The following is a 15,313-nucleotide window of genomic DNA, read 5'->3' on the forward strand; positions in this document are numbered from 1 at the left end:
AGTTAATCTTTTTAAGAAAGGACAATCAAGCAATAATACTTATGATAAGTACAACAGTTAAGCCAACAATTGAATTAACTAATTCTAATAAGCCCCATGTTTTTAAAGTATCTTTAATCGATAAATCAAAGTAACCTTTAAATAACCAAAATGAAGCATCATTGATATGAGTTAACGTATTAGAGCCAGCTGCAGTTGCAAGCACGAGTAGTGCTGGATTAACTCCATTCATAACGCCTGTTGTTGGATCAATCACAGCAGCGCCAATGATTCCCGCTGCTGTCATTGCAGAAACAACACCTTGCCCTGTAGCTAAACGAATTAACACTGTAATTAACCATGCCATAATATATGGTGATACGCCCCCTGTTGACATTAATTGTCCAATAACATCGCCAATTCCAGTATCAATAATAATTTGTTTTAGTGCACCACCAGCCCCGATAATTAATACTACCATTGCAATACCTTTTACCGCATTATCAAAAGAATGCATAACCCATTCCATTGAGTGATTAAGTTTTTTTCCAAATAATATAAATGCGGCGATCATTGCAATAAACATGGCAATTTGAGATGAACCGATAAAATTAAGAACAGAATAAGTAGTTGTTCCTTTTTCTAACCATATATTTGCTATTGTCGTTGCAATCATAATGTAAGCTGGGATCAAGGGAACAGTAATTGATGTAAAAAAGGAAGGAAGATTATTTTCATCAACAGGATTTTCAGATTGTAAAAATTCAGGGGTTGGTCTTTCCAGATTACCTAAAAATTTAGGAAGAATCAGTCCAGCAAAAATGACAGAAGGAATCGCAACAATCAGCCCATAAATATAGACCATTCCCATATCAGCATTATATACATTCACTAGTGCAACAGGTCCTGGTTGTGGCGGAAATAAAGAGTGAGCTGTTGTTGCCGCTGCAACGCCAGGTATAGCTAATTTTAAAAATGGAATTTTAGCCTCTTTGGCTAATGCGATCACCAACGGTGCTAAAATTATGAATGCCGCTTCATAAAACATCGCTAAACCAAATATAAGCCCCATAATAATAATGGCTATTTTTACATATTTAATGCCTAATTTTTTCAATAGCGTTTGAGCAATCTGATGAGCTGCGCCAGAATCAACCATTAATTTACCAATCACTGCACCAAATACGACAATAATAGCTAATTCACCAAGTGTTCCGCCAAACCCTGATTTAATCGTTTTAAGAATGCTCAATAAATCCATCTTAGCCATCAAACCGACAAATACTGCAGCAGCTAATAATGCAACCATTGAGTTAATTTTAAAACGAATATTTAAAATCAACATTAATCCTATTCCAAGGATAACCCAAAGAATATTTAAAAATTCCATAAATAAAAACCCCTATTCTCAATTTTATTTTTATTGATTAAACATTAATTAGATAAAACATAATGATTAACTGTTTGTTTTGCACCATTCTGCATTAAAGAAAGATAATACTCAGTAACCTTTTCTTTAAATAATGAACTGGTCGGTAAATCAGAACCAAATATATCTTCCAATTTAAATAATTGATTAATTCTCTCAATTCCATCTGTACTAGAGTTCACTATTTGTTGTAATTGTTCGCTCATTGGATCACGTATATCTATTGGTTGATTGTTATCATCTATTCCACCAACATAGCGCATCCAGCCAGCAACACCCAGTGCAAGTAATGAGAAGTCTGATCCATTTTTAATATGCCAACGAATGGAATCCAGCATTCTTTGAGGCAATTTTTGAGTACCATCCATCGCAATTTGCCATGTTTTATGTTTTAACGATGGGTTACTAAAACGTTCAATAAGTTTGTCTGCATATTCTTGCAAATTAACATGATCAGGGACGTGAAGTGTTGGTGCTTGTTGTTGCAACATCAATGCTAAAGTTGCTTTTTTATAATTAACATCATTCATGCAATCATTAATGTGCTCGTAACCGGCCAAATAACCTAAGTAGGCTAAAAAAGAATGGCTACCATTTAGCATACGAAGTTTCATCTCTTCATATGGAACAACATTATCAACAAATTCAGCACCAACTTCATTCCAATTAGGGCGGTTAGTCACAAAATTATCTTCTATAACCCACTGAATAAAAGGTTCACAAGCAATACCACATGGATCAAACATACCGCCTAATGTATCTTCAATTTCAGTTAATGTTTCGGATGTTGCGGCTGGAACAATACGGTCAACCATAGTACATGGGAATGTTGTATTAGACTCAATCCAATTTGCTAATTCTGGATCTCGAGCATTAGCTAGTCCTAATATTGCTTTTTTTAAGACTACCCCATTTTCAGGAATATTGTCGCATGATAAAGCAGTAAAAGATTTTACCCCTCGTTGCATTCTTCTATAAAGCGCTTCGACAATAACACCAGGGGCAGAAATAGGCTTGGTTGGATTCGCTAAGTCAGCTTTAATTAATGTATTATTCAAATCTAATCCAACTCCACCAGGTAACATGCAATATCCTTTTTCTGTTACTGTTAATGAAACAATTTCAACAATTGGATCAGCCATTTTTTCTAAAATTGCATCTATTCCATCTGTTGGTGCTAACAATGATTCTTTCACGCTACCAATAATAAATGCTTCTTTTGATGTCGCACCTTTTTCTAACACAGTATACAAATGGTCTTGTTTACGAATTTCATTAATTAATTCTTCACCACCAACAATATTAACTTCACAAATACCCCAGTCACAGTTTCCCTTATTAAGTAAACGATCGGTAAATAACGCTTGATGAGCGCGGTGAAAAGCTCCGAATCCCAAATGAACAATTCGTGAGGTTATTTTTTGTCGGTCATATAAAGGTCTATGTTGGATTGATTTAGGAAGATTTAATAAATTTAACATTCTATTCACCGTAATTATCTGTTTAATCATCTTATTGGTTAGACATATTTTCATTTGTCGGCAAACTTTTCACCCCAATTTTTCTTTTTTTGTGATACAAATCACGTTTTTTGGTTTATTTTATATGTGATGCTCAAAAAAAATCTATAATACAAAACCATATTGGCATTCCAATTATGAAATTAAATGAATTTATCCCATAATTGACTTATAGTACTTGTAATAATTAGCGTATAATTATCCTAATTAGACCAAAATTAGAATGAGGATTATAAATAATGCTAACGGTTAATCGGCTATACCAAAAAATTGGTAATGAACTGAAATCATTATTAAAAAGTGGCACCTATAAAATTGGTGAGCGGTTACCACCAGAAAGAGATATTGCAGAAGCATTTAGTGTAAGTAGAACTGTTGTCCGTGAAGCTCTAATCATGCTGGAGCTCGAAAATTTAGTCACAGTCAAAAAAGGTTCTGGCGTATATGTAATTGGTTTACCAAATGAAATATTATCAGAAACAGATAAAAAAATTGAAGAAGAAGATTTTGGTCCTTTTGAATTATTACAAGCTAGACAATTAATTGAAAGTAATATCGCGGCTTTTGCCGCTTCACAAATTGTAAAATCAGATATTATTGAATTAAGAGCTATCTTAGAGCAAGAGCGACAAATTTTAGAACAGGGTATTTTAGACGATTACAGTGCAGATGAAATGTTTCATATTGCAATAGCAAGAGCGACCAAAAACTCAATACTTGAAAATTTGCTAGATGATTTATGGCAAAAACGTTCTGCTAGCAAAATGTGGAATCAATTACACTGTAGAATTACCGATCATAGTTATCGAAAAAAATGGCTTTATGATCACGAAAAAATTCTACAAGCATTACAAGTGAAGGATGCAATGGCTGCACGCCACGCTATGTGGCAACATTTAGAAAATGTTAAGCAAACATTAATGACAGTTTCTGATAGTGAAGATCCAAATTTTGATGGTTATTTATTTGATTCTATTCCTGTTAACATTGTTAACCAATAGGCAACATAAAACTGGCGCCATTTATAGATCTTTTAATTTCAGAAATAAAATAAATTAAAATTTTTTAAGGAGAATTTAAATGGAACAAACAATGCGTTGGTTTGGTCCTAGCGATCCAGTATCATTAGATGATATTAAGCAAGCTGGGGCAACAGGAATTGTTACAGCTTTGCACCATATTCCAAATGGCGAAGTATGGACAATAGACGAAATTCAAAAAAGAAAAAAAATCATCGAAGAAAAAGGTTTAACTTGGTCCGTTGTTGAAAGTATTCCTGTGCACGAAGAAATTAAAATTCACTCCGGTAATGTTAAACAACATATCGCAAATTATCAGCAGTCAATTAGAAATTTAGCTGCTTGTGGAATTGACACTGTTTGTTATAACTTTATGCCCGTATTAGATTGGACTCGTACAGATCTTTCTTATGAATTACCTGATGGTTCAAAGGCATTACGGTTTGATCAAGTTGCCTTTGCCGCATTCGATATTTATCTATTAAAACGACCTAATGCAGAAAAAGATTATTCACAACAAGATGCCATTTTAGCAAAAACATATTTTGAGCAAATGACACAAGCAGATAAAGATAAACTTGTTGCAAATATCATTGCAGGTTTGCCCGGAGCAGAAGAAGGTTATTCACTTGATCAATTTCGTGCTCATCTCGCAACTTATGATAATATTGATAAAGAAAAATTACGTGAAAACTATGCCTATTTTTTAAAAGCTATTGTCCCTGTTGCTGAGGAAGTTGGCGTTGTTTTGACCGTTCATCCTGATGATCCTCCGCGCCCAATTTTAGGCTTACCTCGTATTGTTTCAACCATTGAAGATATGCAATGGATTAAAGATACCGTTGATAGCATTCATAATGGTTTTTGTTTTTGTACTGGCTCTTATGGTGTTCGTAGCGATAATGATTTAGCAATCATGGCTGAAAAATTTGCCGACCGTGTCCACTTTATTCACTTGAGAGCAACTGTGCGAGAAGATAACCCATTATCCTTTCACGAAGGGGACCATTTAGCTGGTGATGTCGATATGTATGCAGTAATTAAAGCATTAATCACTGAAGAAGAACGACGCAAAAAAGCAGGAGTTAAACGCTCCATACCTGTTCGACCAGATCATGGACATCAAATGTTAGATGATCTTAGAAAGAAAACCAATCCCGGTTATTCTGCAATTGGTCGTTTAAGAGGTTTAGCTGAAATTCGCGGGGTTGAATATGCAATAAAGCGTGCTTTTTTTCAATAAGTAAAACTAAATTAATTGTAATAAATACATTCCCAAATCCTAACAATTTCAATGCCCTTTTAAGGGCATTTTTTCTTTAATATTATAAAAGTAGTTAACATGATTAACATTTTTGTAAATATTGCCCAGTAATACATAAAATGCTATTAAATTATAATCACTTTGACATTTCTAATTTCTGGGAGTTATATATAAGTTAGTGTATACATCTAAATAGTTCAACAATAAAAACAGTGGAGAGTGTAATATGGGTATCTTAAATAACATTTTTTCTAAAGTATTTCCTAGCGCTCAAGCAGCAGTAGATCATGCAGTTGATGTGGTGAAAGATAAAGTTGAAAATATAACTGGATCAGCCAAAAATACAGTATCCAATGGTTCAGAACAAATTAAAGAAAAGGTAGAACAAAGCGTATCTGCAGCTAATGTTGATGTCACCTCTATCCTTGATAATTTAGCTAAAAAGCATCCAGAAGTACTCAATTGGAAAACATCTATCGTTGATCTATTGAAACTATTAGGTATGGACAGTAGTTTAGATGCGCGTAAAAAATTAGCACAAGAACTAAATTATACTGGCAGCACTGATGACACAGCAGCAATGAATACATGGCTAATTAAAGAAGTCATGAAGAAAATAGCTGAAAAAGGTGGAAATGTCACTCATCTATTTTCTTAACCTAACAGGTTAAGGTAATTATAATCCACCCAATTTTCGGGTGGATTTTTTATACAAATCACTACGTTTTTTATTAGTATTTTTGATTCACTAAATAAACTAAGCTTTAAAAGAGTGTAACTGATTCATTGCAGCTTCGACACTTTGCGATAATAAAATATCAGTACAACGCACTGATTCATTAATAACTTGATCAATCAAATCTTGTTCAGATCTAGAGGGTTTGTTAAGAACATAGCCAACAACTTTATTTTTATCACCAGGATGACCAATACCAATCCTTAACCGATAAAAATTTAAATTATTACCTAATTTGCTAGCAATATCTTTTAACCCATTATGCCCACCATGACTACCACCAAACTTAAGTTTAGCTATACCGGGATTCAAGTCCAGTTCATCATGAGCAATTAATATTTCTTCTGGTTTTATTTGGTAAAATGTTGCTATAGCTTGCACCGCTTTACCACTTAAATTCATAAATGTAGTTGGAACTAATAAACGCACATCATGACCGGCAACGTTGATTCGTGATGTGTAACCAAAAAATTTTGGTTCATTTTTTAATGATTGATTATAACGCTGAGCCAGTTGATCAACAAACCATGCACCTGCGTTGTGCCTTGTTGCTGCATATTCATTTCCAGGATTGGCAAGACCTACTATCAGTTTTATCGTTGTCATAATATTTTTATTGTCACTGATTTTATTGTGAAAAATGCCCCAAAAGGGGCATTTAACTCAATGATAAAATAGATTATTGATGGAACATAGCTGAAATCGATTCTTCATTACTGATTCGACGAATTGCTTCAGCAAGCATACCTGACAAAGTTAATTGGCGAACATTTTTCAATGCTTTTACTTCAGCCGTTAATGGAATTGTGTCACAAACAACAATTTCATCAATAGCGCAGTTTTTTATATTACTTACTGCTTTACCTGAAAAAATTGGATGCGTTGCATAAGCAAACACTCTTTTTGCACCTCGTGCTTTTAAAGCATCAGCTGCTTTACAAAGTGTTCCCGCTGTATCAATCATATCATCAACTAAAATACAATCTCTATCAGCAACATCACCAATGATATTCATCACTTCAGCTTCATTTGCGCGTTGACGGCGTTTATCAATAATAGCCATATCAGTATCATTAAGTAGCTTAGCTATCGCACGAGCACGTACCACCCCCCCAATATCTGGAGATACCACAATCGGACGGTCAAAATCACGTTGTAACATATCTTCTAAAATAACTGGGCTACCAAATACATTATCAACAGGCACATCAAAAAAGCCTTGAATTTGTTCTGCATGAAGATCAACGGTTAATACCCTATCAACACCAACTGTTGATAGAAAATCAGCAACAACTTTAGCGGTAATAGGTACACGAGCCGAACGAACTCGACGATCTTGCCTTGCATAACCAAAATAAGGAATAACCGCAGTAATACGACCAGCAGATGCACGACGCATTGCATCGATCATGACAAGTAATTCCATTAAATTATCATTGGTTGGAGCACAAGTTGATTGAATAATAAAAACATCTTCACCACGGACATTTTCATTGATTTGGACATTAACTTCACCATCACTAAAACGGCTTACAACAATGTCACCAAGAGAAGTATAAAGACGATTAGCTATACGCTTTGCTAGTTCGGGTGTGGCATTACCAGCAAAAAGCTTCATATCAGGCACGAGAAATCCTCAAGCATGTTATCATGATTACTTATACGTAATCGGTTAAATCGGAGTGACAATTATATAATCATTTACAGATTATGCTCAACCACATTATAAAAATTTATTAAAAATATTTTGTATATATAGTAATAATAAATAAAAAAAATAAGTAGATAATATGTTTTTTGAAGTGAATTAAAAATCGGTTAAACTATTACTTATTATTAGTCATAGTGAATAATAAATTTCAATAATTCTTAAACAAAAAGACAACGTAATGAATGAACAATTAATTACCAATAAGATTGAAGATATAAAATCCAAAAGAGCTATTCGCAGCTTTGTTTTAAGGCAAGGTCGCTTAACCAAAGGTCAACAACAAGCTTTAGTCAACTTATGGCCAATGTATGGTATTGACTACAATGCAAACTCAACGGTGAATTTCGATACAGACAAACCATTAGTATTAGAAATCGGTTTTGGCATGGGTGCTTCATTAGTTGAAATGGCAGAACATGCTCAAAATAAAAATTTTCTAGGTATTGAGGTACACAAACCAGGGGTAGGCGCTTGTTTAATGGCGATTGAAGAAAACCAATTAACTAATTTAAAAGTCATGTGTCACGATGCAGTTGAAGTGTTAGTTAATATGATTGCGAATCATTCGTTGGACAAAGTGCAAATTTTTTTCCCTGATCCATGGCATAAAGCAAGACATAATAAACGTAGAATTATTCAACCAAAATTTGTACAGTTAATTAGTCAAAAATTAAAATCCGGTGGCATTTTGCATCTTGCAACAGATTGGCAACACTATGCAGAACATATGCTTGAAGTATTAACCCAAGCTGAAGGGTTCGAAAATTTATCCCCAACGGGTGATTACATCCCTAGACCAGATGATAGACCAATTACTAAATTTGAAAAACGTGGAAAAAACCTTGGTCATGGTGTTTGGGATTTACAATTTATAAAAAAATAATGATGGATCTCAAAATGAAAAACAACCATTACCGATTAGATAAAGTCGTTATACTTAGCCGCCATGGTATTCGTACACCTTTACAAAATACACTTGAATTTCTTGAGCAAGCAACACCTTTTAAATGGCCTACATGGCAACACCCTTATGGCTATTTAACAACACGAGGGGGAGCTTTAGAAGTTTATTTTGGCCACTATCTATCACAATGGCTTGAGAACCACGGCATTAAACCTTCGGTAACTATGCCAGAGGTATTTGTTTATGCTAATAGCTTACAAAGAACGGTGGCAACCGCACAATTTATTATAGCTGGTGCTTATGCTGGTTATGATATTGCGGTTAACCACAAATATCCAATCGAAAAAATGGATCCTATTTTTGATCCAAGCCTAAGGGATGATTCACCAGAACTAAAACAAGCGGTATTAAGTGATATTGAAGAAACAAATAAAGCAGAAGCCATCTTTAAAAGTTTAGCACCTGCTTATGAAATTTTATCAGATATTTTAGATTATCGTCACTCAACACTATATGCTCAATATCAATGCCCGCTAGCTGATATCCCGATTGAGCTTCATTTTAAGAAAAATGAAGAACCAGCACTGCTTGGTGCATTAGCCATAGGTGCATCTGCGGTTGATGCATTTTTATTACAATACTATTCCGCATTCCCTCAAGAACAAATTGCATGGGGCAGGATAAACGACTTAGCACAATGGCAACAAATAGTTGAAATTCGGAATCAATACGTTAATTTAATATGCCATACTAAAACATTAGCCAAACATTCTGCTACACTCATCATCAACACCATAAGCGATCTTATGCAACAACAAAATAAAGTCAATCTACTTGTGGGACACGACAGTACAATTGCATCGTTGTTAGGAGCATTAAATTTTGAATCTTACCGACTTCCAAAGCAATTTGAAACCACACCAATTGGCGGAAAACTGGCTTTACAGCGTTTTCAACATTTATCCACGGGCGAATATTTCTTTAAGGCCGAATATATTTATCAAAGTTTTGAGCAACTCTATAACGGACAAGCACTTGATGCTAATAACCCACCTGAGCATTTTCAACTTAAATTGAAAGATGCGCCATTAAACAGTGATGGATTTTATGCTTGGAAAGATTTTGAAAAACGGCTTAACATTTACCAAGCGGAGTGAGTACAACAGTAAAAAGTTATTATTTTGCCATTCTATTTATGGCCATATTTTTAAGTCTAATGTATATTAAAATAAATTTTTGAAGGAGCATATCTAGTTCTTGGCTTGATCGTATTTAATTTTACGCTAATTTATTCCTTCATATTATCAAAGCGTAAGCCATAGGACAGATAGAAATATAAAAAAAGTGAAGATACTGAAAACTAACAGAAGATCACTATAATTATTATAATTAGATGAAGGTTTATTATGAAAATATTAGTAACTGGTGGCTGTGGATATATAGGAAGTCACACCTGTGTACAATTAATTCAATCAGGTTATACTCCCATAGTGATTGATAATTTATTCAATAGCAAAGTGTCAGTATTAGATAGAATACAGAAAATCACCGGGAAAAAAATTGATTTTTATCAAGGTGATGTTTGTGATGCACAATTATTAGAAAAAATTTTTGCAAAACATAGCATTAGTGCAGTTATTCACTTTGCAGGACTCAAAGCGGTAGGTGAATCAGTACATAAACCCCTTGAATATTATGAAAATAATGTTTATGGTAGTATTGTACTTATGAAAGCAATGCGCGATGCAGGGGTTAAACAGTTAGTATTTAGCTCATCGGCAACAGTTTATGGTGAACTTGCACCAGTCCCTTATGTTGAAACTTTACCTCAAGGTTTACCAACTAGTCCATATGGTAAAAGTAAATTAATGGTCGAGCAATGTATCATGGATTTAGCTGTTGCTGAACCTGATTGGTCATTAACTTTACTTCGTTATTTTAATCCTGTTGGTGCTCACCCAAGTGGTTTAATGGGAGAAGATCCTCTCGGTATTCCCAACAATCTTATGCCATATATAACACAAGTTGCTGTCGGCAAACGGGAATCATTAGCCGTTTTTGGTAATGACTATCCAACGACAGATGGCACATGTGTTCGTGATTTTATACATGTTGTTGATTTAGCTGATGGGCATATTGCCGCACTTAAGGCTGATCATAATAAAACTGGCGTACATATTTATAACTTAGGTTCCGGTGTTGGCTACAGTGTGTTACAAGTCATCAATGCCTTTGAAAAAGCCTCAGGAAAATCACTCAATTGGCACTTCGCAGCAAGACGCTCTGGCGATTTACCCGCATTTTGGGCTGATGTAAAAAAAGCTGAACAAAAATTAGGGTGGAAAACAAAACTAACACTTGATGACATGGTAAAAGACTCGTGGAATTGGCAATCAAATAACCCGCAAGGTTATCCTGATTAAGTAATACGAATCAATAAAATCAGCATCAAAAAAAGTAAAAAAGGTTAAGTTTAACCCAGTTAGCTGTCATGCTCCCTACTAGCTAACCAATGGGGATAGTTTCGCCATATTGAGCCAAAGAATTTTGTAGCGTTAAACTAACAATCCAAAGAAAAATTAGGTATGATACAGCTATCATACCTAATGGATAATATGAAATATGAAAAGCAAAGCCTTGACAGCTATTTTTCCGGGCACTTTTGATCCCATTACTAATGGTCATATCGATCTTGTTACACGTGCGTCGTTATTGTTTCCTCGATTAATCGTTGCTATTGCTCAAAACCCTAACAAAAAAACACTGTTTACATTAGAAGAACGTGTTAACTTGGCTTCAACTGCTGTTGAACATCTACTTAATGTTGAAGTTATCGGTTTTAACAATTTAATGGCCAATTTTGCGCAAACACACAATGCCACTGTTATCGTTCGTGGGGTACGCACCACACATGATTTTGAATACGAAAGACAACTTGCTGAAATGAATCGTGCGTTAAAATCTGATTTAGATACTATCTTTTTGATGCCATCTATTGCAATGGGGTTTATTTCATCAACAATCGTAAAAGATGTCGCCTATCATGGTGGTGATATTACAAATTTAGTACCACTGCATGTCAAAACAGAATTATTAAAGCGCTTAACATAAATAAACGTCTATGGTTAATTTTTATACTCCACAGAAAAAAAAGTTCATACCACAAAAATTGACAGTAACAGTCTCATCTTTAGATGCTTTTGGACAAGGCGTTGCCAATCATAAAGGTAAAGCAATTTTTGTTAAATCTGCCTTGCCTGATGAAACCGTTGATATTGAACTAACTGAAAATAAAAAAAATTACGCTAAAGCCAAAGTCATTCGATACCATAATCAAAGCAAAGAGCGTGTGAAACCACAATGTGAATACTATGAAAAATGCGGTGGTTGTGAATTACAACATATGGCTCCTCATCTACAACAACAAGCAAAGTATGATTCATTAATCAAACTGTTACAAAAAGAAACAGGACAACCCTTAGCTAATATTATTCAACATTCGCCCCAAATCATTGCCGATCAACCTTACCATTATCGTCGACGAGCAAGACTTTCGATCAATATTGTTAAAGGTGAATTAGTTATTGGATTTCGCCAAGCCGAATCAAACCAGATAACTAATATTAAGCATTGCCCAGTATTAGTTGTTGAATTAGATTCCTTGCTAGCACCCTTACAAGACGTACTAAATCGCATAAAACAAAAAAAAGCACTTGGCCATATTGAATTAATTTCAGTTGATAGTGGTATCATTATAGTTTTAAGACATACCATACCCTTAACTGAGCATGATGTTAAATTGTTAAAAACATTCGCTGAAGATAATAATATTTCACTTTATTTTCACGGAAAAGATTTAGTACATATTACCGGTAGCACTGAACATTTTTATTTGCTTAATCATTTAAAATTAACGTTTAGCCCTCTCGATTTTATTCAAGTAAATTGTAAAATTAACCAAAAAATGATAGTGCAAACGCTTGATTGGCTATCATTAAGGCCAACTGACCAAGTTTTAGATCTCTTTTGTGGCATGGGTAATTTTTCGTTACCTATGGCAACATTATGCAAAACTGTAACAGGCGTTGAAGGGATTGATGCACTGGTTGAAAAAGCAAAATTTAACACTATATTAAATAATAATAAGATTTGTGCTGAAACCAATTTTTTAACTAGCAACTTAGACGATAACCAACAATTTTCAATATGGAGTCAATCGAAATTTAATAAAGTACTATTAGATCCAGCGAGAGCTGGTGCATTAAATGCAATGATAGAAATTATAAAATTAGCTCCGTCAAAAATCGTTTATATATCGTGTAATCCTGCGACTCTAGCTCGAGATAGTAAACAACTTATCGAAGCTGGATATCAAATTAATCAAGTTGCTATTTTGGATATGTTTCCACAAACCAAACACATTGAATCAATGTTGTTGTTAACGAAATCAGGAACATAAATTATGGTATCGATTAGAGGCGCACACCAACATAGTGAAAATCATTATTCTCTTACCCAATTTGATGTTGAGCGATGGATAAAGCAAGAATTGTTATTAACCAACCCTGCATCTTATAAAAAATTTAGAGAGGTTTTAGATTTTTGTTTTGAAAACAGCGCTGGCGCACCAGAACAGATCCATTGTTTCCAAAATGCAATAGAAATGGTCGAAATTTTATCGACACTGAATATGGATATCAATAGTTTATGTGCTGCTTTGTTACTTCCTTTTGTCGATACAAAAATAATTCGTCGAGAAGATATTCCTGAAGATTTCGATCGTGAAATTTCTCATATCATTTCTAGCATTGTCAGAATGAAAGAAATTCGCCAACTACGAGCGATCCGTAACGGTAGTGCCACTACCGAACAAATTGATAGTATTCGTCGCATGTTACTAGCAATGGTAAATGACTTCCGAAGTGTAGTCATTAAATTGGCAGAACGCATTACCTATTTGCGCAATTTAATCAATGCTCCCTTAGAAGAACAAGTACTTGCTGCTAAAGAATGTTTTAATATTTATGCACCTTTAGCCAATCGCTTAGGAATAGGCCAATTAAAATGGGAATTGGAAGATTTTTGCTTCCGCTATCTACATCCCGATGAATATCGCTTTATTGCTAAAAAATTACAAGAAAAACGATTAGATCGTGAATTATATATCAACCAATTTGTTGACCGTCTACAAGAGCTAATGGACCAAGATCATGTTCGTGCTGAGGTTTATGGTCGTCCTAAACATATTTACAGCATATGGCGAAAAATGGAACGTAAACATCTTGAGTTCGAAGATCTATATGATATCCGAGCAGTGCGTATTATCAGTGATAGTATTGAAGATTGTTATAATGCATTAGGAATTGTTCACAGCCATTACAAACATATCGCCAAAGAATTTGACGATTATGTTGCTAATCCTAAACCAAATGGTTACCAATCTATCCATACTGTTGTTTATGGACCACAAGATAAAACCATCGAAATTCAAATCCGAACTGAACAAATGCACAATGATGCTGAACTTGGTGTTGCCGCTCATTGGAAGTATAAAGAAGGCAGTACCGATAAAATGACAGCTTATGATCAACGGATATCTTGGCTGCGCAAATTATTAACGTGGCAACAAGAAATGTCCGAAAGTGGTGAAATTCAAGAAGCCGTTCGTAGCCAGATTTTCGATGATCGAGTTTATGTTTTTACACCGAAAGGCGATGTTGTTGATTTACCTGCAGGATCAACACCACTTGATTTTGCTTATCATATCCATAGTGATGTTGGGCATCGTTGTATTGGTGCTAAAATAAGTGGACGAATTGTACCATTTACCTACCATTTAAAAATGGGTGATCAAGTTGAAGTCATTACCCAAAAGCAACCTAATCCAAGCCGAGATTGGTTAAATCCTAATACCGGATTTGTTAACAGTAGCCGTGCAAGAGCAAAAATTCAAGCTTGGTTTAAAAAACAAGATCGACATAAAAATATCGCTGCCGGACAACAAATTTTAGAACACGAACTGGAACCATTAAATATTAGTATAAAAAGCGTTGAAAAAATCTTAATTAATAAATATAACGCCCATTCGTTTGACGAGGTACTAGCTGGTATTGGAAGTGGTGATATAAGGATTAATCAATTAGTTAATTTCATCAATGCACAATTTAATAAACCAACAGCAGAGGAAGAAGATGAAGCCGTATTAAAGCAGATTGCCCAAAAATCAAATATACAAACCAAAAATGCTAATAAAACCAGCAGTAAAAAAGGCTGCGAAATTATTATTGAAGGTGTTGATAACTTAATGTACACCATTGCAAACTGCTGCCGCCCTATTCCTGGCGATCCAATTACTGGTTTTGTTACCCAAGGGCGAGGTATTTCAATTCATCGCTCTGATTGTGAACAATTACAAGAACTTAAAAATCACGCTCCCGAACGAATTACTCATGCTATTTGGAACAATAGTACCAACTCAAGCTATACCATGATGGTACAAATTGTTGCCAACGATCGAAGTGGTTTATTGCGAGATATTACTACGATTTTAGCTAATGAAAAGGTTAATGTCCTTGGTCTAATTAGTCGCTCTGATATGAAGCAACAGTTAGCGACTATTGAGGTCGATATGGAAATTTTTGATCAGGACTCGTTAAATCGAGTGCTCAATAAAATAAAACAACTACCTGATGTTATCGAAGCTAAACGTTTTTAAGGTTAATTAATGTATTAACTTGCTACTTTTTAATTT

The 15,313-nt window shown here is 34.6% G+C and carries 13 protein-coding genes; 9 read left to right on the forward strand and 4 right to left on the reverse strand.

Features of this window, described 5'->3' with window-relative positions:
• Positions 1–25: 25 nt before the first annotated feature.
• Positions 26–1,369 carry a gluconate permease GntP gene (gntP, locus tag ACYH9I_RS09390; protein ID WP_483560484.1) on the reverse strand — a complete coding sequence of 448 codons (1,344 nt, stop codon included), beginning with the start codon at positions 1,367–1,369 and terminating at the stop codon, positions 26–28.
• 44 nt (positions 1,370–1,413) lie between these two features.
• On the reverse strand, positions 1,414–2,889 hold the full coding sequence (locus ACYH9I_RS09395; RefSeq protein ID WP_160403374.1) for a mannitol dehydrogenase family protein: 1,476 nt from the start codon (positions 2,887–2,889) through the stop codon (positions 1,414–1,416).
• A 278-nt stretch (positions 2,890–3,167) separates the two neighbouring features.
• Here ACYH9I_RS09395 and ACYH9I_RS09400 point away from each other — a divergent pair, with 278 nt between their 5' ends.
• The 3 genes from ACYH9I_RS09400 (at position 3,168) to ACYH9I_RS09410 (ending at position 5,869) form a co-directional block, all read left to right on the forward strand.
• Positions 3,168–3,929, forward strand: a complete 762-nt coding sequence (locus tag ACYH9I_RS09400) for a GntR family transcriptional regulator (protein WP_160403371.1) — start codon at positions 3,168–3,170, stop codon at positions 3,927–3,929.
• 79 nt (positions 3,930–4,008) lie between these two features.
• Positions 4,009–5,190 (forward strand): mannonate dehydratase, encoded by a 1,182-nt coding sequence (gene uxuA, locus ACYH9I_RS09405; protein WP_483560485.1) that lies wholly within the window; start codon positions 4,009–4,011, stop codon positions 5,188–5,190.
• Between the two features lie 247 nt (positions 5,191–5,437).
• Positions 5,438–5,869 (forward strand): DUF3597 domain-containing protein, encoded by a 432-nt coding sequence (locus ACYH9I_RS09410; RefSeq protein ID WP_160403368.1) that lies wholly within the window; start codon positions 5,438–5,440, stop codon positions 5,867–5,869.
• 99 nt (positions 5,870–5,968) lie between these two features.
• On the opposite strand, the gene pth is transcribed toward ACYH9I_RS09410, so the two are convergent.
• Both pth and ACYH9I_RS09420 read right to left on the reverse strand, forming a co-directional pair.
• A complete protein-coding gene (gene pth / locus ACYH9I_RS09415) occupies positions 5,969–6,553 on the reverse strand; it encodes an aminoacyl-tRNA hydrolase (RefSeq protein ID WP_483560486.1) in 585 nt (194 codons plus the stop codon).
• 73 nt (positions 6,554–6,626) lie between these two features.
• Entirely contained in the window at positions 6,627–7,574 is a 948-nt protein-coding gene (locus tag ACYH9I_RS09420; RefSeq protein WP_483560487.1) for a ribose-phosphate pyrophosphokinase, read from the reverse strand.
• Between the two features lie 262 nt (positions 7,575–7,836).
• Between ACYH9I_RS09420 and trmB the strand changes: the two genes are divergently transcribed.
• The 6 genes from trmB (at position 7,837) to relA (ending at position 15,277) form a co-directional block, all read left to right on the forward strand.
• A complete protein-coding gene (gene trmB / locus ACYH9I_RS09425) occupies positions 7,837–8,541 on the forward strand; it encodes a tRNA (guanosine(46)-N7)-methyltransferase TrmB (protein WP_483560488.1) in 705 nt (234 codons plus the stop codon).
• Positions 8,542–8,555: 14 nt separating this feature from the next.
• Positions 8,556–9,719: a histidine-type phosphatase gene (locus ACYH9I_RS09430; protein ID WP_483560489.1), complete on the forward strand. Its 1,164-nt coding sequence runs from the start codon at positions 8,556–8,558 to the stop codon at positions 9,717–9,719.
• Positions 9,720–9,968: 249 nt separating this feature from the next.
• Complete coding sequence (gene galE, locus ACYH9I_RS09435; protein WP_483560490.1) at positions 9,969–10,985, forward strand: UDP-glucose 4-epimerase GalE; 1,017 nt, start codon at positions 9,969–9,971, stop codon at positions 10,983–10,985.
• Between the two features lie 199 nt (positions 10,986–11,184).
• Positions 11,185–11,673: a pantetheine-phosphate adenylyltransferase gene (gene coaD, locus ACYH9I_RS09440; protein WP_091346382.1), complete on the forward strand. Its 489-nt coding sequence runs from the start codon at positions 11,185–11,187 to the stop codon at positions 11,671–11,673.
• 10 nt (positions 11,674–11,683) lie between these two features.
• Positions 11,684–13,021 (forward strand): 23S rRNA (uracil(1939)-C(5))-methyltransferase RlmD, encoded by a 1,338-nt coding sequence (rlmD, locus tag ACYH9I_RS09445; protein ID WP_483560491.1) that lies wholly within the window; start codon positions 11,684–11,686, stop codon positions 13,019–13,021.
• Between the two features lie 3 nt (positions 13,022–13,024).
• On the forward strand, positions 13,025–15,277 hold the full coding sequence (gene relA / locus ACYH9I_RS09450) for a GTP diphosphokinase (protein ID WP_483560492.1): 2,253 nt from the start codon (positions 13,025–13,027) through the stop codon (positions 15,275–15,277).
• Positions 15,278–15,313: the final 36 nt, after the last annotated feature.

This window comes from Gilliamella sp. X-23 (assembly GCF_057063545.1).

Coding starts and splice junctions, on each gene's coding strand:
- gntP (WP_483560484.1), bottom strand. CDS start 1,369: ATGGAATTTTTAAATATTCTTTGGGTTATCCTTGGAATAGGATTAATG.
- ACYH9I_RS09395 (WP_160403374.1), bottom strand. CDS start 2,889: ATGTTAAATTTATTAAATCTTCCTAAATCAATCCAACATAGACCTTTA.
- ACYH9I_RS09400 (WP_160403371.1), top strand. CDS start 3,168: ATGCTAACGGTTAATCGGCTATACCAAAAAATTGGTAATGAACTGAAA.
- uxuA (WP_483560485.1), top strand. CDS start 4,009: ATGGAACAAACAATGCGTTGGTTTGGTCCTAGCGATCCAGTATCATTA.
- ACYH9I_RS09410 (WP_160403368.1), top strand. CDS start 5,438: ATGGGTATCTTAAATAACATTTTTTCTAAAGTATTTCCTAGCGCTCAA.
- pth (WP_483560486.1), bottom strand. CDS start 6,553: ATGACAACGATAAAACTGATAGTAGGTCTTGCCAATCCTGGAAATGAA.
- trmB (WP_483560488.1), top strand. CDS start 7,837: ATGAATGAACAATTAATTACCAATAAGATTGAAGATATAAAATCCAAA.
- ACYH9I_RS09430 (WP_483560489.1), top strand. CDS start 8,556: ATGAAAAACAACCATTACCGATTAGATAAAGTCGTTATACTTAGCCGC.
- galE (WP_483560490.1), top strand. CDS start 9,969: ATGAAAATATTAGTAACTGGTGGCTGTGGATATATAGGAAGTCACACC.
- coaD (WP_091346382.1), top strand. CDS start 11,185: ATGAAAAGCAAAGCCTTGACAGCTATTTTTCCGGGCACTTTTGATCCC.
- rlmD (WP_483560491.1), top strand. CDS start 11,684: ATGGTTAATTTTTATACTCCACAGAAAAAAAAGTTCATACCACAAAAA.
- relA (WP_483560492.1), top strand. CDS start 13,025: ATGGTATCGATTAGAGGCGCACACCAACATAGTGAAAATCATTATTCT.